Origin of the sequence: Pantoea sp. FN0302 (genome assembly GCF_050113775.1) — a bacterium.
GTDB lineage: Bacteria > Pseudomonadota > Gammaproteobacteria > Enterobacterales > Enterobacteriaceae > Mixta > Mixta alhagi.
In genome coordinates this window covers 86198-105581 of record NZ_JBNJSM010000005.1, presented here as the reverse complement: position 1 = coordinate 105581, position 19384 = coordinate 86198, and the positions used below count along the sequence as shown (strand labels likewise).

The window sequence follows — 19384 nt, the reverse complement described above, 5'->3', positions numbered from 1 at the left end:
CCGCCGTTTAACTTTTCAACCGCCTCTGGCGATCCTTGTTCTGCGTCAAGAAAAGTGCGCTTAAATCAGGCGCAAACCCCATATATAGCGTTTACTATTCACCACCAGTCCTACATATAGTAATGACTTCACGGGAGAACGTTGGTGAAAACGACGGTAGTAAAACGAGACGGCTGTCAGGTAGCCTTTGATCAGCAGCGCATCGCTGAGGCGATTCGCGCCGCAGCCCGGGCCGCTCAGATTGAAGATGAAGCCTATTGCTTAGCGGTAGCCCAGCAGGTCAGTGAACAGGTCAGCAGCCGTGAGCGCGTCGATATTCATGAAATTCAGCAAGCCGTAGAAGACTTACTGATGGCTGGCCGCTATCCGCAACTGGCGCGTCAGTATATTGAGTACCGCCACGATCGCGATTTAGCGCGTGAGCAGCGCGGTAAACTAAGCAAAGCCATTCGCGGGCTGGTGGAGCAAAGCGACCCCGCCCTGCTGCATGAAAACGCCAATAAAGACAGCAAAGTAATCCCAACCCAGCGCGATCTGCTGGCAGGTATTGTTGCTAAACATTATGCCCAGCAGCATATGCTGCCGCGCGATGTGGTACGCGCCCACCAGCGTGGGGAAATCCACTATCACGATCTGGACTATGCCCCTTTCTTTCCGATGTTTAACTGCATGCTGATCGATTTAAAAGGCATGCTGACCAACGGCTTCAAGATGGGCAACGCCGAGATTGAACCGCCCAAATCCATTGCTACCGCAACGGCGGTAACGGCACAGATTATCGCGCAGGTTGCCAGCCATATTTATGGCGGCACCACGATCAACCGCATCGATGAGATCCTCGCCCCCTTTGTGGAGGTGAGCTATGAAAAACATCTGGCGGTGGCGCGTGAATGGCAGATTGCTGAAAGCGAGCGTTATGCCCGCGAACGCACCGAGAAAGAGTGTTACGACGCTTTCCAGTCGCTGGAATATGAGGTGAATACGCTGCACACCGCCAACGGTCAGACGCCGTTTGTCACCTTTGGTTTTGGCCTGGGAACCAGCTGGGCGGCGCGCCTGATCCAGCAGTCTATTCTGCGCAACCGTATTGCCGGCCTTGGCAAAAACCGCAAAACCGCCGTGTTCCCTAAACTGGTGTTTGCGATTCGTGAGGGGCTTAACCGTCGTCCGGGCGATACCAATTATGACATCAAACAGCTGGCTCTGGAGTGCGCCAGCAAACGCATGTATCCCGATATTCTTAATTACGATCGCGTCGTGGAGGTGACCGGCTCGTTTAAAACCCCGATGGGCTGCCGCAGTTTCCTCGGTGTGTGGGAAGAGAACGGTGAACAGGTTCATGATGGCCGCAACAACCTGGGCGTAATCAGCCTTAACCTGCCGCGTATTGGCCTGGAAGCGCGCGGTGACGAAGCGCGTTTCTGGCAGCTGCTGGATGAACGTCTGGCCATTGCCAGGAAAGCGCTGATGACGCGCATCGCCCGCCTGGAACAGACCAAAGCGCGCGTGGCGCCCATTCTCTATATGGAAGGTGCCTGCGGCGTGCGGCTTAACGCAGACGATAACGTGGCGGAGATTTTTAAAAATGGTCGTGCATCCATTTCTCTGGGTTACATTGGCCTGCATGAGACCATCAACGCCCTGAGCGGCGGCGAGACGCATCTCTACGACAGCGAAGCGTTGCGTGCCAAAGCGGTGGCGATCGTTACGCGTCTGCGCGAAGCGGTCGATGCCTGGAAAGAGGAGACCGGCTACGGTTTCAGCCTCTACAGCACGCCCAGCGAAAATCTCTGCGATCGCTTCTGCCGCCTGGATGCCGCTGAGTTTGGCCAGGTCAAAGGCGTAACCGATAAAGGCTACTACACCAACAGTTTCCATCTGGACGTAGAGAAAAAAGTTAACCCGTACGACAAGCTCGACTTCGAAGCCGTTTACCCGACAATCGCTAACGGCGGCTTTATCTGTTATGGCGAGTATCCCAATCTGCAGCACAACCTGAAAGCGCTGGAAGATGTCTGGGACTACAGCTATAACCAGGTTCCTTATTACGGCACCAATACGCCCATTGACGAATGTTACGAGTGCGGCTTTACCGGTGAGTTTGACTGTACCAGCAAAGGGTTCACCTGCCCGTCCTGCGGCAATCACGATCCGGCCAGAGTCTCCGTTACGCGTCGCGTATGCGGTTATCTGGGCAGCCCGGACGCCCGTCCGTTTAACGCCGGTAAACAGGAAGAGGTAAAACGGCGGGTAAAACATCTGTGAATATCCACCAGTACTATCCCATTGATGTGGTAAACGGACCGGGCACCCGCTGTACGCTATTTGTTGCCGGCTGTGAGCATGCCTGTCCCGGCTGCTATAACCAGCGCACCTGGCGGCTTAACTCCGGCGTGCCCTTTACCATCGATATGGAAGAAAAGCTGATAGGCGATCTGAACGATCGCCGTATTCCACGTCAGGGATTATCGCTTTCCGGCGGCGATCCGCTGCATCCAGCCAACGTGCCCGATGTGCTGCGACTGGTGCGCCGCGTACGGCGCGCTTGTCCCGGCAAGGATATCTGGCTATGGACCGGCTACACGCTGGCAGAGCTTAGCGAAGCCCAGAGAAAGGTCGTGGCTGAACTGGATGTGCTGGTAGACGGCAAATTTATCCGGGAGTTAAAAGATCCTGCGCTGGTCTGGCGTGGGAGCAGTAACCAGGTTATTCATTATCTGCGCTGAGCATCGCCCAGGCCATGGCTTGCAGGCTGACGTATTCTTTCACGCTTTATCTGGGGCGGGTAATGGCAGCAGATTCAATAATGGTGACGTTATTGTGGCCAGGCGAAAAGGCTTCGCGCATCATCGCCCCGGCAACATCTTTAGCCGTCACCGCCCGCCAGTTACCAGGCAATAGCTTAAACAACGGCGCAAAAAACGCTTCGCCCGGCCGCGGTTGCTGCCGATCGCCCAGCAGCAGAGAGGGGCGAATAAGCGTCAGGCGCGGCCAGCCCTGCTGTTGCAACGCCCGCTCCATCTCCCCTTTGACCCGATGATAGAAAAAAGGTGAATTGACGCTGGCTCCATGCGCGCTTACCGCCAGCATATGTTTGGCCCCAAGGCGCTGGCCAGCAATCGCACTGTCCACCACCAGCGTATAATCAACATGGATAAAGGCAGCCTTACTGCCCGCCTGCTTACGCGTGGTACCCAGGCAGCAAAAGACAATATCAATCGGCTGCTGCAAAGGGCGCAGCACATCGGTCAGATCCGCTTCCACCAGATTAATCACTTTATTCATTGGCGGAAGCGCGCGTCGCGTGGGCGCAATAATTTCGCTGACGCGCGGCTCGGCAATCAACAACCGCAGCAGGTGACTTCCCACCAGGCCGCTGGCTCCGGTTAATAGTACTCGACTCATCGTCTCTCCCGACAGGCGGCCTGTAGGCTCCGCATGGCATTTAACTGGCTGTTATCAATGAGGTTAGCAGAGAAAGCGCGGTTGATGATTTGATTTTTCAGCATACTCAACCAGACTTAACCGGTAGCACCACATAAACAGGAGGATAAAGATGAGCAAGAAAATAGCGGTGTTGATAACCGATGAATTTGAAGACTCTGAATTTACCTCCCCTGCAGAAGCCTATACCAAAGCGGGCCATGAAGTTGTGACCATCGAAATGGAAGCCGGTAAAACGGTAACGGGTAAGCAGGGAAAGGCACAGGTAAAAATAGATAAAGATATTGATCATGTTAGCCCGGCAGAATTTGATGCGCTGTTGCTGCCAGGAGGACATTCGCCAGATGCGCTGCGTGGCGACGACCGCTTCGTTAACTTTACTAAAGAATTTGTCGCCAGTGGGAAACCGATCTTTGCGATCTGCCACGGTCCGCAGCTGTTAATCAGCGCCAACGGCGTGCGTGGTCGTAAAATGACCTGCGTGAAGGCCATCGCCATCGATCTGAAAAATGCCGGTGCGGACTTCTACGATAAAGAGGTGGTTGTCGATAATGACAAGCTGGTAACCAGCCGTACGCCAGAAGATTTGCCTGCCTTTAACCAGGAATCGCTGCGTATTCTCAACAACCTTTAAGACTCTTTCTCTGCTGTGCGGCAACCTGTCGCACAGCTTGCACCCTGCACCTGGAAGCGGCGCATCGGAATACACCCTATTTTCTGCTGTTACCGGCTTTCTTCTGTATTACGCAGCCAGTGATTCTTTTTACCAAAACCTAATGTGTTGTCGGTCATTTTGATCTCGTCGAGCCGGATCTCCCACAGCGGCGCTAAAACCGTGCGCGCTACAGGAAAACGTTGGCAGTAAGCGGCGCGCGCCCGCTGCTCCTGTTCACCCTGCAGTAAATGCGCCGTGCCAAGAAACTGGATGCCCTTAATCAACATCACCGTTTTCGTCTGCCCGCTTACCGTGCCCGCTACCTGTGGCTGCTGCATCATTAAAGCGCCGTGGCGCGTTTCGGCTTCCGTCATTATCCAGAACGCCATACTGGTTTCATCAAACACGTAAAAACAGTTGGCACACCAAACTGTTTCATTATTACCACAGCAAACAGACAGCACATGCTGCTTTTTTAAATAGCGAATTATCGTGCTAACGTCAGACACGCTTGCTCCAGTGATAAAAAAAGCGGCTATCCATGACCAACAGGAACCATTGCCGTTACAATGCCATACCTGCAATGGAGGTTAACAAGATGAGTGAAATCGCCCCCGCGCCCTGGCAACTTTATATTGTGCGTACCGCTGCCGGTTCGCTTTATACCGGCATCAGCAATAATGTACCGCGTCGCTTTCAACAGCACCTGAAGGGCACCGGCGCTAAAGCCTTGCGTGGCAAAGGCCCGCTGGAACTGCTGCTTACCTGTGAAGCGGGCGATCGCGCCATGGCCTCCCGTCTGGAGTATCAAGTTAAACAGCTGTCACGGCAGGAAAAACTCAGGCTGGTGGCCAACCAGCCGATTTCGCTGGCGCGCTGGCTTAGCGATCGTTCAGGTTAAAATGCGTGGAATAAGCCACCTCGCCGCTCGCATCCACAAAGGCATCATCCGCCAGCTTGTAGACCTGAAAAGCAGCTTCGGTGCCCGGCCAGGGGCAATGGAGCTGATGGCGTGCGGCCGGCTCAAAGCCATAACGACCAAACCAGGCGGGATCGCCCAGCACCACAACCGCCGCATAACCAAACTCATTTAGCGTATCCAGCCCTTCAAAAAGCAGCTGTTTACCTATGCCCTGGCGGCGCACGCGCTCATCTACCGCCAGCGGAGCCAGCCCCACCCAATTGCGATCTTCGTCCTGCAGGGTTACCGGACTGAAAGCGGCATAGCCAAGAACCTGTCCCTCTTCGTCAGTGGCGACCACGCCCAGCGTAAGCTGGCCATCTTCCCGCAGCCGTTGCACCAGATCTGCCTCGGCACCGGTGGGAAAGCAGCGGCGCAGCAGGCTATCGATACCGGCCGCATCCACCCCTATTTCTGTACGAATTAACATGAAACACCTGCGCGATCTCCTGGAGATTTCGCGTCCTCGTTCAGGCCGGCCTCGACAAAGTCAGCCAGCTGCATTAATCCAATGCGCAGCGGCGCTGGCATATTTTCCAGTTCGATGGCATCCATCAGATTTTTGACCTCCAGCCCCAGCTCGGTGTCGCCTTCGATCACCAGCCGACGCTGGAAGAAAAGCGTATCCGGATCGACTTTCCGTGCGGCGATCAGCAGCAGATCGTTAGCGCTGCCGCGGAACCAGACATCTGCTTCATCACGGTTGCTAATCTGTAACCGGCCGTCCTGCAGCGTAACGGCCCAGCGCAGCGCGATATCATGAATATCAATACCCAGCCAACGCCCTTCCAGAAAGTCTAACTCACCTTCCTCCAGCGCATGGCTAAATTGCATATTCAGCAGCTGCTGTAGCAGGCGTTTTTTCAGGGTAAACGGCGTGAACTGCACCGGCAGACGCAGCAGACGCGGTCCATGATTAACACACTGAGCGCGAAGCATATTTAACACAGTCTTTACTCCTTTAAATAAATAAGTGTTATTTTGCCACAGCACCACTTTTCCCGGGCTGGCTGGATCAATAAATCTCGCTGCCAGATGAACAATTCAGCAACACTAATCCGATCAATACGCCATTCGCTGCCTTAAATCAAAATTTCTCGCGCTGAGCTTGTCTACACTCGGCGCAAATATTCATTGCCTACAGGATATCTCATGGAACTCCTTTGCCCGGCGGGAAACTTGCCCGCGCTGAAGGCAGCGATCGAGAACGGAGCAGATGCAGTTTACATCGGACTGAAAGATGACACTAATGCGCGTCATTTTGCCGGCCTGAACTTTACCGATAAACGTCTGAAAGAAGCGGCGCGCGTGGTGCATCAGCATCGGCGCAAGCTGCATGTCGCCATCAATACTTTTGCCCAGCCGGCAGGGTATAAACGTTGGGAAAATGCGATCGATATGGCCGTGGATAATGGCGCTGACGCGTTGATTATCGCCGACCTGGCGATGCTTGAGTATGCCGCTAACCGCTATCCGCATGTTGAGCGGCATGTCTCGGTGCAGGCATCAGCCACTAACCTGGAAGCGATACGCTTCTACCATCAACATTTCGATGTCGCGCGGGTGGTTTTGCCACGCGTGCTCTCTATACACCAGGTGCGCCAGCTGGCGCGTAATACGCCGGTTCCGCTGGAAGTGTTCGCTTTCGGCAGCCTGTGCATTATGGCGGAAGGACGCTGCTATCTCTCTTCATGGATGACCGGCGAATCGCCTAATACCGTCGGCGCCTGTTCACCCGCCCGCTTTGTACGCTGGCAGCAAACGCCCGCTGGACTGGAGTCGCGCCTGAATGAAGTGCTGATTGATCGTTATGAAGCCCATGAAAACGCGGGCTATCCCACCTTATGCAAAGGGCGTTATCAGGTCGATGGAGAGCGCTATCATGTTCTGGAAGAACCGACCAGCCTGAACACCCTTGAGCTATTGCCCGATCTGTTAGCCGCCAATATCGCTTCGGTAAAAATCGAAGGCCGCCAGCGCAGCCCGGCCTATGTCGCGCAGGTTGCCCGGATCTGGCGCCAGGCTATTGACCGCTGTAAAGCAGAGCCAGGCACTTTTGCCGTTCAGGAAAACTGGATGACGGAATTAGGCGCGCTGGCTGAGGGTACGCAGACCACGCTGGGCGCTTACCACCGCAAATGGCAATAAGGAAACCGCATGAAATACTCTTTAGGGCCGGTACTGTGGTACTGGCCAACCGATACGCTGGCCGATTTTTATCAGGCCGCAGCGCAAAGCAGCGCGGATATTATCTATTTAGGAGAGTCGGTATGCAGCAAACGCCGCGCTACCCGCTTTAATCAATGGATGGAGTTCGCCCGTCTTCTGGCGCAAAGCGGCAAACAGGTCGTGTTCAGTACGCTGGCGCTGGTACAGTCTGCGTCAGAATTACAGGAGATCAAACGCTACGTTGATAACGGCGAGTTCCTGATTGAAGCCAACGATCTGGGCACCGTGAATATGGCGGCGGAGCAGAAGCTTCCCTTTGTGGTCGGTCATGCGCTCAACTGCTATAACGCCGTTACGTTGCGCATGCTGCTGCAACTTGGCATGACGCGATGGTGTATGCCGGTTGAGCTGTCACGCGACTGGCTGCTCAATATTCAACAGCAGTGCGACGATTTAGGCATTCACGGCAAGTTCGAAACCGAAGTGCTGGCTTATGGTCATCTGCCGCTGGCGTTGTCGGCTCGCTGCTTTACCGCCCGATCAGAGGATAAGCCCAAAGATGAATGCGAAACCTGCTGTATTAACTATCCGCAGGGGCGTCGCGTACTCTCGCAGGAAGATCAGCAGGTTTTTGTGCTGAACGGTATCCAGACCATGAGCGGCTACTGTTATAACCTCGGTAACGATCTGACCAGCATGCATGGCCTGGTAGATGTGGTTCGTCTGTCGCCAGAAGATAAACAGACGCTGGCGCTTATCGATCGCTTCCGTGCCAATGAAGAAGGCGAAGCCCCATTAATGATGGCGCAACGCAATGACTGCAACGGCTACTGGCGCAAGCTGGCAGGAATGGCGCTGCAATCATAAAAAGTGGCGCAGCGATCTGACGTTGCGCCCTCTGTTTTAACGTTCTGCCCGCCGCCGCTTTGCTCTCAGGGCATATTCTGGCTACTCTGCTAAAAGTGCAATACGGTAAAGTGTATGCATGATTTTTTACAAGGCTGACGCTTTCGGCCTGTAGCCAACAAAGTGAGCAGATATGTCTGAGAAAAAAAGTGTTCCTCTGTCAGTACTCGATTTGGCGCCGATCCCGCAAGGCGCCTCGCCGCGTGATGCTTTCCACGCCTCGCTGGCGCTGGCACAGCAGGCAGAAGAATTAGGCTTCCATCGCTACTGGCTGGCGGAACATCACAATATGACCGGCATTGCCAGCGCGGCTACATCCGTGCTGATCGGTTATCTGGCGGCAAATACCAAAACGCTGCGTCTCGGCTCAGGCGGTATTATGTTGCCTAACCATGCGCCGCTGGTGATTGCTGAACAGTTCGGCACGCTGGAATCGCTTTATCCAGGCCGTATCGATCTTGGTCTGGGCCGCGCTCCGGGCTCTGATCAGCGCACTATGATGGCGTTACGCCGTCATCAAAGCCCCAATATGGTTGATAGCTTTCCGGAAGATGTGGAAACGCTGATTGCCTGGTTTGATGCAGAGAAAGAGGCGCAGCCGCCGGTGCAGCCAGTGCCAGGGCTGGGTTTGAACATACCGGTCTGGTTGTTGGGTTCCAGCCTGTACAGCGCGCAGCTGGCGGCGAAACTGGGACTGCCGTTTGCTTTTGCTTCCCATTTTGCGCCCGACCTGCTTTTCCAGGCGTTGCATATGTATCGTGAGAACTTCCAGCCCTCTGCGCGTCTGGATAAGCCTTACGCCATCGTCTGTATCAATATTGTCGCAGCTGATAGCGAGCGGGAAGCCCGCTTCCTGTTTACCTCTATGCAGCAGCAGTTTATCAATCTGCGCCGGGGTCAACCGGGCCCGCTACCGCCGCCGGTAGAGAATATGGATCATCTCTGGACGCCCTCGGAGCAGTATGGTGTTCAGCAGGCGTTGAGTATGTCAGTGGTCGGTGATCTTACGAAGGTACAGCATGGACTGGCGGCATTGATCCGTGAAACTCAGGCGGATGAAATTATGGTTAACGGCCAAATTTTCGATAGTCAGGCCCGTCTGCGCTCGTTTGAACTGGCAATGCAGGCTGCCCGCTCCCTGTAATCATCCCTGAATAACAGGCATAAAAAAACCAGCCTTTCGGCTGGTTTTTTATTTCACGCTTAGCGATTAGTAATCGCGACGGCGTACTGCGCCTGTACCGGTGCTGTCTTCACGACGCGGTCCACGGCTGGCACCGTCACGGTTACCGCTACTGCGCGCGCCGGCACCTTCACGACGCTCGCCGAAACGACGACCGCCTTCACGACCAGCGCCGCCTTCACGACCAGCACCGCCGAAGCCGCCACGACCGCCAGGACGACGCTCACCGCCACGTTCAGAACGCTCACGCGGCTGCGCATCACCCATCAGCTGCATATTCATCGGTTTATTCAGAATACGCGTGCGGGTAAAGTGCTGCAGGATTTCACCCGGCATGCCTTTCGGCAGCTCGATAGTGGAGTGAGAAGCAAACAGCTTGATGTTACCAATGTAACGGCTGCTGATGTCGCCTTCGTTAGCGATAGCACCAACGATATGACGCACTTCGACGCCATCATCACGGCCCACTTCGATACGATACAGTTCCATATCGCCAACGTCACGACGCTCGCGACGCGGACGATCGCCGCCTTCACGGCTGTCACGGCTGTCACGACCTTCGCGTGCTTCACGCGGGCTACGACGCTCATCACGCTCACGGAATTCACGGCGCTGCGGACGCGGAGCTTCCGGCGCCACAATCAGCGGACGTTCGCCCTGTGCCATTTTCAATAGCGCGGCAGCCAGCGTTTCCATTTCCAGATCGTTTTCCGGCGACAGCTTGCTCAGCAGGGCACGGTACTGGTCCAGATCGCTACTTTCCAGCTGCTGCTGTACTTTCGCGGCGAATTTTTCCAGACGACGCGCGCTCAGCAGCTCTCCGTTCGGCAGTTCAACTTCCGGGATCGTCAGCTTCATGGTGCGCTCGATGTTGCGCAGCAGGCGACGTTCACGGTTTTCTACGAACAGCAGCGCACGGCCAGCACGGCCAGCACGACCGGTACGGCCGATACGGTGAACGTAAGACTCTGAATCCATAGGGATGTCATAGTTTACTACCAGGCTGATACGCTCAACGTCAAGACCACGCGCCGCTACGTCAGTGGCGATCAGGATGTCCAGACGACCATCTTTCAGACGTTCCAGCGTCTGCTCACGCAGTGCCTGATTCATATCGCCGTTTAACGCAGCGCTGCTGTAGCCGCTACGCTCCAGCGCTTCAGCAACTTCCAGCGTGGCGTTTTTAGTACGTACGAAAATAATCGCCGCATCAAAATCTTCAGCTTCCAGGAAGCGAACCAGCGCATCGGTCTTACGACCCCAAACAGTCCAGTAGCTCTGGCTGATGTCAGGACGCGTGGTAACGCTGCTCTGGATACGCACTTCCTGCGGATCCTTCATAAAGCGACGCGTAATACGGCGAATCGCTTCCGGCATGGTGGCAGAGAACAGTGCGGTCTGATGACCTTCCGGAATCTGCGCCATGATGGTTTCTACGTCTTCGATAAAGCCCATGCGCAGCATTTCATCTGCTTCGTCCAGCACCAGGCCACGCAGATTAGACAGATCCAGCGTACCGCGTTTCAGGTGATCCAGCAGACGACCCGGCGTACCCACGACGATCTGCGGACCCTGGCGCAGCGCACGCAGCTGCACGTCATAACGTTGACCACCGTACAGAGCCAGTACGTTAACGCCATGCATATGTTTAGAAAATTCGTTGCACGCTTCTGCAACCTGCACCGCCAGCTCACGCGTCGGTGCCAGCACCAGAATCTGCGGTGCTTTCAGTTCAGGGTCGAGGTTATGCAGCAGCGGTAAGGAGAACGCTGCAGTTTTACCGCTACCGGTTTGTGCCATACCCAGTACATCGCGGCCTTCCAGCAGATGTGGGATACAGGCGGCCTGAATGGGTGAAGGCTTTTCATAGCCCAGATCATTCAGTGCTTTAAGGATGAATTCGTTAAGACCCAGATCGGAAAAAGTGGTTTGGATATCAGTCATGTAGTACAAGTGCCTCTTAGATTACGGCGGCCAGTCTACATAACTCATCCTGAAAATATGCAATCATTTTCATTGAAAAATGTGAACCGGCTCAAATTAGATGTTTTGACGAACAAAAAAGCCGTCACCCCGGAAGGTGATGACATTTTTTACAAAAATGGACTCAGGTGTTCGTCAGCTATTGCTGGTCAGATTCTGTTAAATCGTCTTGTGTCTGGCCTAACAGCGCCAGTTCCAACAATGCGTATCGGTGCTCAACAAAGTTATGTACGTTGTTAGCAACCGCCAGTTTGAACAACGCTTCCGCGCTGTCCTTCTCCCCCAGACTTAGGTAGTACTTACCTAAATAGAAGTTGGTTTCACTGAGATGTTCAGCGAGCGAGGTGTTATCCGGTGCGTCCGCCTTGAGACGTTCTATCAGCGTTTTTTCACTGATGTCGCCAAGGTAGAACTCGACAATATTCCATCCCCATTGATCGCGGTCCGCCCTGTCGTAACGCTGTTTCAGCGCCACTTTCGCCTTATCGGCATCTATCTCTTGTTCATCGAGATAAAGCCACAGGCTGCGGAAAGGATCGTTAGGATCGTCTTGATAAAACGCCAGCAGATCATCTTGCGCTAACTTGTATCGTCCGCCGTAATAGAGGGCGATACCACGGTTTAAATGCGCATAATTGTAAGTTGGATCAAGCTCAAGTACAGAATCAAACGCTTCATAGGCGGCATCAAAGTTGCCCGCCTGCGTTAAGTATATACCTAAATAATTAAATACTTCAGGCATATCTGGTCTTATAGACAGCGCTTGCGAAAAATCGTTCCGCGCTAATGCCCTCAGACCTAAGCTATCATACAACACTCCGCGCTCATATAATAGCTGTGCACGCTCATCATCGGTCAGTGCCCGACTGGCAAGAATTTGTTCCATGCGCGCCAGGATGACTTCCTGTTGCAGAGTTGGCTGTAGCGGAACCGCCAGCACATCGCTCTTACGCCAATTTGAGTTGCTGCATCCTGCCAGCGTGATAGCTGTCGCAACGAAACACCAGCGCAAAAAAGGCTTCATTTCCCACTCCCGAATACCAACATTGGGATGCACGTCCTGTCATCCGCCTGCCATGCACAAGGATTCCCGCCCTCGCAACGAAACAGCTCTCCCCACCGGGGGGAGAGCTCAATGTCGAACGCGCTTTTACTCTGCTTCAGGGTTAACGGCTGCAGTTTCTGCCTGCGGCTGCTGTTCTGAGGCTTCTTTAATGCTCAGACGGACACGGCCCTGACGGTCCACTTCCAGTACCTTAACCGGTACTTCCTGGCCCATCTGCAGGTAGTCGGTTACTTTCTCAACGCGCTTGTCGGCGATTTGAGAAATATGAACCAGACCTTCTTTACCGCCGCCAATTGCAACGAAGGCACCGAAGTCAACGATACGTGTGACTTTACCGTTGTAGATGCGGCCCACTTCGATCTCTGCCGTGATCTCTTCGATACGACGGATAGCATGCTGCGCTTTGTCACCGTCGGTCGCAGCGATTTTCACCGTACCGTCATCTTCGATTTCGATAGTGGTGCCGGTCTCTTCAGTCAGAGCACGGATGACAGAACCGCCTTTACCGATCACATCCTTGATTTTGTCCGGATTGATCTTGATGGTATGGATACGCGGTGCAAACTCAGAGATATCACCACGCGGCGTGCTGATAGCCTGCTCCATCACGCCCAGGATGTGCAGACGCGCACCTTTGGCCTGATTCAGCGCAGCCTGCATGATTTCGCGGGTAATGCCTTCAATTTTGATATCCATCTGCAGCGCGGTGATACCTTCACGGCTACCGGCTACTTTAAAATCCATATCGCCAAGGTGATCTTCATCGCCCAGGATATCGGACAGAACCACATAACGGTCGCCTTCTTTTACCAGGCCCATCGCGATACCGGCTACGGCCGCTTTGATCGGCACGCCAGCATCCATCAGCGCCAGAGATGCGCCACAGACGGAAGCCATAGAAGAAGAACCGTTAGATTCGGTGATTTCAGATACCACGCGCACGGTATACGGGAATTCATCCAGTTTCGGCATGACTGCCAGTACACCGCGTTTAGCCAGACGGCCATGGCCGATTTCACGACGCTTCGGTGAACCTACCATTCCGGTCTCGCCTACGGAGTACGGAGGGAAGTTGTAGTGGAACAGGAAGTTATCGGTACGCTCGCCCATCAGCTCATCGAGGCTCTGAGCATCACGTGCGGTACCCAGCGTTGCGGCAACCAGCGCCTGCGTTTCGCCACGGGTAAACAGGGCGGAACCGTGAGTACGCGGCAGCACGCCGGTACGAACGTCCAGACCACGAATCATATCTTTTTCACGGCCATCGATACGCGGCTCGCCGTTCAGAACACGGCTACGCACCACGTTTTTCTCGATGTTGTGCAGAATGTCGCTGATCTCGCCATCATCCAGCGTCTCATCTTCTGCCAGCAACGCTGCGATGGTTTCTGATTTGATCAGATCAACCTGCGCATAGCGCTCCTGCTTTTCAGTGATACGGTAAGCATCGCTAAGACGGGATTCGGCCAGAGCCGCGATACGTGCGTTCAGCGCCTGGTTAACAGCTTCAGGCTGCCAGTCCCAACGCGGTTTGCCTGCTTCAGCAACCAGCGCGTTGATGTTTTCAATAACGACCTGCTGTTGCTCATGGCCGAAAACAACCGCGCCCAGCATCTGCTCTTCAGTCAGGATATCCGCTTCGGACTCCACCATCAGCACTGCGCCCTGCGTACCTGCAACCACCAGATCCAGACGAGACTGTTTAATCTCATCGGAAGTTGGGTTCAGCACGTACTGATCGTTGATATAGCCTACGCGAGCGGCGCCAATCGGGCCGTTGAACGGCATACCAGACAGGCTCAGCGCGGCAGAAGCACCAATCATTGCCACGATATCAGGGTTAACCTGCGGGTTTACTGATACCACAGTGGCGATAACCTGAACTTCGTTAACGAAGCCTTCCGGGAACAGCGGACGAACCGGGCGGTCAATCAGACGCGCAATCAGGGTTTCGCCTTCGCTTGGACGGCCTTCACGGCGGAAGAAACTTCCCGGGATACGACCGGCAGCGTAAGTACGCTCCTGATAGTTTACGGTCAGCGGAAAGAAATCCTGACCGGCTTTCGCCTTTTTCTGACCAACAACGGTAACAAATACAGCGGTATCATCCATGCTGACCATAACGGCAGCAGTGGCCTGGCGAGCCATCATACCGGTCTCAAGCGTCACGGTATGCTGGCCATACTGGAATTTACGAATAATCGGATTTAGCAAAATGACTTCCTTTACGTCAAAGCAGGCACATAAAGCTTGCCTGCTGTGGGTTTTAAACCTTTATTGCATCCTCGCGACTAATGACAATCCTTATACCTGTCGGGCATAAAGTCTCTCATTAGCCGCGCGAACCTCTGCAAATAAAGATCACATACTGCAACAATACAATAGATTGCTATGGATTGCTGCGGATTGCTTGAAAAAAGGGGCCCGGAGGCCCCTTTTCTTTCGAAACTTGCACCATACCGTTCTGATAGCGTATTCGCCATAAAACAGCATGTTAAGACTTAGCGACGCAGGCCCAGGCTTTCGATCAGGCTGGTGTAGCGAGCAACATCTTTACGCTTCAGGTAATCCAGCAGCTTACGACGCTGAGAAACCATGCGCAGCAGACCGCGACGGCTGTGGTGATCTTTCTTGTGCTCAGCAAAGTGGCCTTGCAGGTGATTGATCTGAGCAGTCAGCAGTGCAACCTGAACTTCGGTTGAGCCGCTGTCGTTAGTGCCACGACCGTATTTAGCAACGATCTCTGCTTTAGCTTCGGTACTTAGAGACATAATGAACTCCGGTTAAATGATAAATGTCAGGGTGCCAATCTCTAATTCAGCGACCCCATGTAAAGCCGCATTATTCTACTCTCAGGCTGAGATGAGTGCAAATAGCTCAGGCAGAATATTCTACAACCAAACGGCGCGGCGCTACGCGTCCATCGTCAGCGATTTCCGCCATCCCGATAAACTTACGCGCATCCCCTTCAGTAACCCGCACCAGTCCGCTATGCGGCGCGCCTGACGCCTGCACCGGTTGCCCCTGCTTAAAATAACCAGCAGCAATTTCACTCAGATTAACTTCCGGATAATCGGAGGCCGGGCTATCCATAGGCATCAACAACGCATCCAGCTGCGTCTGCGCCTCTTCGCTTAAGTCTCCCGGCTCGCCCTGTAAGGCATACAGTTGCTCAAGCGTAATCATTTTCTCAATGGGATAGCGGGCCACCTGCAGACGACGCAGCATAATCACATGCGCGCCGCAGCCCAGCTTCTCACCCAAATCATCAATGATAGTGCGGATGTAGGTGCCTTTAGAGCAGTGAATTTCCAGCTCCAGCTCATTGTCCTGCCAGCGAATAAACTGCAGTTCATGAACCGTAATGGCGCGAGCTTCACGCGGCACTTCCAGCCCCTGACGCGCATATTCGTACAGAGGACGCCCCTGATATTTCAGGGCAGAGTACATAGAAGGCACCTGCTGCGTCTCGCCACGGAAACTTTCCAACGCTTCATCAAGCTGCGCCTGGCTGAAGGAAACAGCGCGTTCGCTGATGATCTGCCCATCGGCATCTGACGTATCGGTACGCTGCCCCAGACGCGCAATTACCCGATAACGTTTATCCGCATCCAGTAAATATTGCGAGAACTTGGTTGCTTCACCCAGGCAGATCGGCAGCATACCGGTTGCCAAAGGATCCAGCGCGCCGGTGTGGCCCGCTTTATTCGCCCGGAAAATACGCTTCACTTTTTGCAGAGCATCGTTCGAGGAGAGCCCCTGAGGCTTATCGAGCAGCAACACGCCATGAATATCGCGGCCACGACGACGAGGACGACTCATTACTCCTCCTTGTCGTCTTCTTCCGCCGGGCCCCGGCGCTGAGCATCTTTTTTCACTACGTTAGTGACCAGATTGGACATACGCATCCCTTCCACCAACGAATTATCGTAAAAGAAAGTGAGCTCAGGCACGATACGCAGACGCATCGCTTTGCCGAGCAGAGAACGGATGTAGCCAGACGCATCCTGCAGCGCTTTGATGCCGCCCTTGATGGCGTCAGCATTATCATCATTCAAAAAAGTAACAAACACTTTGGCATAGGCCAAATCGCGCGAAACCTCTACGCCTGAAACGGTCACCATCATGCCCACGCGCGGATCTTTGATCTCACGCTGGATGATCATGGCGATCTCTTTTTGCAGTTCCTGTGCGACACGCTGTGGGCGACCAAATTCTTTCGCCATAATTATTTCTCCTGATAATGGCTGAGCCCCGACCATGAAATGGCGGGGCTCAGTCCGGGGAAGCGCAGGGCTTCCCAAATGCCACTTGCGATGCGATCGTTATTCGATGGTACGCTGGATTTCGATCACTTCGAAGACTTCGATCATGTCGCCGGTGCGAACGTCGTTGTAGTTCTTAACGCCGATACCACACTCCATGCCGTTACGCACTTCGTTAACGTCATCTTTAAAGCGACGCAGAGATTCCAGCTCGCCTTCATAGATAACCACGTTGTCACGCAGTACACGGATTGGGTTATGACGTTTAACCACGCCTTCGGTAACCATACAACCAGCAATCGCGCCGAATTTCGGTGATTTGAACACGTCACGCACTTCGGCCAGACCGATGATCTGCTGTTTGTATTCCGGTGCCAGCATACCGCTCATCGCTGCTTTCACTTCATCGATCAAATTATAGATGACCGAGTAGTAGCGCAGATCCAGGCTTTCCGCTTCGATAACACGGCGCGCTGAGGCGTCGGCACGAACGTTGAAGCCCAGGATGATGGCGTTGGATGCCGCAGCCAGCGTTGCGTCGGTTTCGGTGATACCGCCCACGCCTGAACCCACGATCTTCACTTTCACTTCATCAGTAGAAAGTTTCAGCAGGGAGTCGGAAATGGCTTCGACAGAACCCTGTACGTCGGCTTTCAATACGATGTTCAGCTCGGAAACGTCGCCTTCGGTCATGTTGGCAAACATGTTTTCCAGCTTAGATTTTTGCTGACGTGCCAGTTTGACTTCGCGGAATTTGCCCTGACGATACAGCGCAACTTCACGCGCTTTTTTCTCGTCACGAACCACGGTCGCTTCATCACCGGCCGCAGGAACGCCAGACAGGCCGAGAATCTCTACCGGAATAGAAGGACCTGCTTCGGTCACTTCATGGCCCATTTCGTCGCGCATTGCACGTACACGGCCATATTCAAAACCGCACAGTACGATATCGCCTTTACGCAGCGTACCTTCACGTACCAGAACGGTAGCAACCGGGCCACGACCTTTATCCAGGAAGGATTCGATCACGACGCCGCTGGCCATACCGGCACGTACTGCGTTCAGCTCAAGTACTTCAGACTGCAGCAGAATAGCGTTCAGCAGATCGTCAACGCCGGTACCTGCTTTCGCAGAAACGTTAACGAACATGTTCTCTCCGCCCCACTCTTCCGGAATGATACCGTACTGAGTCAGTTCGTTTTTCACACGATCCGGATCGGCGTCAGGCTTATCAATCTTGTTGACAGCAACAACGACCGGCACGCCAGCGGCTTTCGCATGCTGAACGGCTTCAATGGTCTGAGGCATTACGCCATCGTCGGCAGCAACAACCAGCACCACGATATCCGTTGCCTGCGCACCACGAGCACGCATTGCGGTAAACGCGGCGTGACCCGGGGTGTCAAGGAAGGTGATCATACCGTTGTCGGTTTCAACATGGTAAGCACCGATGTGCTGAGTAATGCCGCCCGCTTCGCCAGAGGCGATTTTGGTGGAGCGGATGTAATCCAGCAAAGAGGTTTTACCGTGGTCAACGTGACCCATGATAGTGACCACTGGCGCACGAGATTCAGCAGCAGCACCGGTGTCACGATCGCTCATTACCGCTTCTTCCAGCTCGTTCTCGCGGCGCAGGATCACTTTGTGTCCCATCTCTTCCGCGACCAACTGGGCAGTTTCCTGATCGATAACCTGGTTGATGGTAGCCATCGCACCCATCTTCATCATCGCTTTGATGACCTGAGAGCCTTTAACCGCCATTTTGTTAGCCAGTTCCGCAACGGTGATGGTTTCACCGATGATTACGTCACGGTTAACAGCCTGCGCCGGTCGGTTAAAGCCCTGCTGCAGCGCACTGCCTTTACGATGCTTGCCGCCTTTACCGCCACGAATAGCCGCACGGGCTTCTTCACGATCGGTTTTAGCTTCTGCATGTTTGTTGCCCTTACGCGGGCGCGGCGCTTTAGCGGTGGTGCGAGTACGGCTACGACCACCTTCAACTTCGCGGTCGTTTTCGTCTTCAGCCTGGCGGGCATGTTGAGAAGTGGTAACGTGATAATCAGCGTCATCGCTCTCGGTTGGTTTTACTTCCCAATCGCCTGCTTTCTGCTCGGCCAGTTTGCGCGCTTCTTCTGCTACACGGCGCGCATCTTCTTCCAGCTTACGGCGGGCTTCTTCTTCCACTTTACGCTTCAGCTCTGCGGCTTCTGCTTCGCGGCGGGCTTTATCAGACTGTCCGGCCCGGGTCATTTCGTCGGTTTGTTGGTTCGTCACTTTCTCACTTTCCGCTGCTTCGCGCTTAGCCTTTTCCGCGGCTTCGCGTTTGGCTTGCTCTTCGGCTTCACGCTTCGCTTTTTCCGCTGCTTCGCGCGTGGCTTTTTCTTCCGCCTCACGACGAGCCTGTTCTTCCGCTTCACGCTGCGCCTGCGCTTCTGCTTCAGCCTTAGCTTTTTCAGCCTCAGCATCCTCTTTTACATAGGTGCGCTTTTTGCGGACTTCGATTTGCACCGACTTACTTTTACCCCCGGTGCCAGGAATATTCAAGGTGCTACGCGTTTTACGCTGCAGCGTTAACTTACCTGACGGGCTGCCATTATCGCGGTTCAGGTGCGTCAGTAAGGTTTCTTTTTCTTGCTGGGTTACAGAGTCATTTTCAGACTTACGGATCCCTGCATCAGCAAACTGCTGTACCAGGCGTTCTACCGAGGTCTGTATCTCTGCGGCCAGCGATTTTACGGTTACATCTGTCATG

At 54.1% G+C, this 19384-nt stretch carries 18 protein-coding genes; 7 read left to right on the top strand and 11 right to left on the bottom strand.

Features of this window, described 5'->3' with window-relative positions; translation table 11 throughout:
* Positions 1 to 144: 144 nt before the first annotated feature.
* Complete coding sequence (gene nrdD / locus ACQE32_RS16905) at positions 145 to 2265, top strand: anaerobic ribonucleoside-triphosphate reductase (protein WP_427022122.1); 2121 nt, start codon at positions 145 to 147, stop codon at positions 2263 to 2265.
* Complete coding sequence (nrdG, locus tag ACQE32_RS16900) at positions 2262 to 2726, top strand: anaerobic ribonucleoside-triphosphate reductase-activating protein (protein WP_250651623.1); 465 nt, start codon at positions 2262 to 2264, stop codon at positions 2724 to 2726. The genes nrdD and nrdG overlap by 4 nt, the downstream gene beginning before the upstream one ends.
* Positions 2727 to 2772: 46 nt before the next feature.
* Here nrdG and ACQE32_RS16895 read toward each other — a convergent pair whose 3' ends face one another.
* Positions 2773 to 3405 carry an NAD-dependent epimerase/dehydratase family protein gene (locus ACQE32_RS16895; protein ID WP_427022121.1) on the bottom strand — a complete coding sequence of 211 codons (633 nt, stop codon included), beginning with the start codon at positions 3403 to 3405 and terminating at the stop codon, positions 2773 to 2775.
* A gap of 151 nt (positions 3406 to 3556) precedes the next feature.
* Between ACQE32_RS16895 and ACQE32_RS16890 the strand changes: the two genes are divergently transcribed.
* Positions 3557 to 4078 (top strand): type 1 glutamine amidotransferase domain-containing protein, encoded by a 522-nt coding sequence (locus ACQE32_RS16890; RefSeq protein ID WP_085068262.1) that lies wholly within the window; start codon positions 3557 to 3559, stop codon positions 4076 to 4078.
* Between the two features lie 89 nt (positions 4079 to 4167).
* Here the strand turns inward: ACQE32_RS16890 and ACQE32_RS16885 are convergent, their stop codons facing one another.
* A complete protein-coding gene (locus ACQE32_RS16885) occupies positions 4168 to 4608 on the bottom strand; it encodes a YhbP family protein (RefSeq protein ID WP_427022120.1) in 441 nt (146 codons plus the stop codon).
* Between the two features lie 89 nt (positions 4609 to 4697).
* Here ACQE32_RS16885 and ACQE32_RS16880 point away from each other — a divergent pair, with 89 nt between their 5' ends.
* Positions 4698 to 5000 (top strand): GIY-YIG nuclease family protein, encoded by a 303-nt coding sequence (locus tag ACQE32_RS16880; RefSeq protein WP_085072233.1) that lies wholly within the window; start codon positions 4698 to 4700, stop codon positions 4998 to 5000.
* On the opposite strand, the gene ACQE32_RS16875 is transcribed toward ACQE32_RS16880, so the two are convergent.
* Together ACQE32_RS16875 and ubiT are read right to left on the bottom strand one after the other, a co-directional pair.
* Positions 4981 to 5490, bottom strand: coding sequence for a GNAT family N-acetyltransferase (locus ACQE32_RS16875; RefSeq protein WP_250651620.1), 510 nt, complete (start codon positions 5488 to 5490; stop codon positions 4981 to 4983). The two genes, ACQE32_RS16880 and ACQE32_RS16875, sit on opposite strands and share 20 nt — an antisense overlap.
* Entirely contained in the window at positions 5484 to 6008 is a 525-nt protein-coding gene (ubiT, locus tag ACQE32_RS16870; RefSeq protein ID WP_420851604.1) for a ubiquinone anaerobic biosynthesis accessory factor UbiT, read from the bottom strand. Before ubiT ends, ACQE32_RS16875 begins: the two co-directional genes overlap by 7 nt.
* 204 nt (positions 6009 to 6212) lie before the next feature.
* On the opposite strand from ubiT, the gene ubiU reads away from it, so the two are divergent.
* The 3 genes from ubiU to ACQE32_RS16855 all read left to right on the top strand — a co-directional run bounded on the left by ubiU (position 6213) and on the right by ACQE32_RS16855 (position 9279).
* On the top strand, positions 6213 to 7208 hold the full coding sequence (ubiU, locus tag ACQE32_RS16865; RefSeq protein ID WP_250651619.1) for a ubiquinone anaerobic biosynthesis protein UbiU: 996 nt from the start codon (positions 6213 to 6215) through the stop codon (positions 7206 to 7208).
* A 9-nt stretch (positions 7209 to 7217) separates the two neighbouring features.
* Positions 7218 to 8096 (top strand): U32 family peptidase, encoded by an 879-nt coding sequence (locus ACQE32_RS16860; RefSeq protein ID WP_427022119.1) that lies wholly within the window; start codon positions 7218 to 7220, stop codon positions 8094 to 8096.
* A gap of 172 nt (positions 8097 to 8268) precedes the next feature.
* On the top strand, positions 8269 to 9279 hold the full coding sequence (locus ACQE32_RS16855) for a luciferase-like monooxygenase (RefSeq protein ID WP_426974844.1): 1011 nt from the start codon (positions 8269 to 8271) through the stop codon (positions 9277 to 9279).
* 66 nt (positions 9280 to 9345) lie between these two features.
* On the opposite strand, the gene ACQE32_RS16850 is transcribed toward ACQE32_RS16855, so the two are convergent.
* The 7 genes from ACQE32_RS16850 to infB all read right to left on the bottom strand — a co-directional run bounded on the left by ACQE32_RS16850 (position 9346) and on the right by infB (position 19383).
* Positions 9346 to 11262 carry a DEAD/DEAH family ATP-dependent RNA helicase gene (locus ACQE32_RS16850; protein WP_427022118.1) on the bottom strand — a complete coding sequence of 639 codons (1917 nt, stop codon included), beginning with the start codon at positions 11260 to 11262 and terminating at the stop codon, positions 9346 to 9348.
* Positions 11263 to 11440: 178 nt separating this feature from the next.
* Entirely contained in the window at positions 11441 to 12325 is an 885-nt protein-coding gene (gene nlpI, locus ACQE32_RS16845; protein ID WP_426974846.1) for a lipoprotein NlpI, read from the bottom strand.
* A 126-nt stretch (positions 12326 to 12451) separates the two neighbouring features.
* The gene (gene pnp, locus ACQE32_RS16840) at positions 12452 to 14581 is read right to left on the bottom strand and encodes a polyribonucleotide nucleotidyltransferase (protein WP_085068274.1); all 2130 of its coding nucleotides are present in this window, start codon (positions 14579 to 14581) and stop codon (positions 12452 to 12454) included.
* A 287-nt stretch (positions 14582 to 14868) separates the two neighbouring features.
* On the bottom strand, positions 14869 to 15138 hold the full coding sequence (gene rpsO, locus ACQE32_RS16835; RefSeq protein ID WP_275555870.1) for a 30S ribosomal protein S15: 270 nt from the start codon (positions 15136 to 15138) through the stop codon (positions 14869 to 14871).
* A 106-nt stretch (positions 15139 to 15244) separates the two neighbouring features.
* Positions 15245 to 16189: a tRNA pseudouridine(55) synthase TruB gene (truB, locus tag ACQE32_RS16830; protein ID WP_427022117.1), complete on the bottom strand. Its 945-nt coding sequence runs from the start codon at positions 16187 to 16189 to the stop codon at positions 15245 to 15247.
* A complete protein-coding gene (gene rbfA, locus ACQE32_RS16825) occupies positions 16189 to 16593 on the bottom strand; it encodes a 30S ribosome-binding factor RbfA (protein WP_250651614.1) in 405 nt (134 codons plus the stop codon). Before rbfA ends, truB begins: the two co-directional genes overlap by 1 nt.
* Before the next feature lie 99 nt (positions 16594 to 16692).
* Positions 16693 to 19383, bottom strand: coding sequence for a translation initiation factor IF-2 (gene infB, locus ACQE32_RS16820; protein ID WP_085068281.1), 2691 nt, complete (start codon positions 19381 to 19383; stop codon positions 16693 to 16695).
* Position 19384 lies beyond the last annotated feature (1 nt).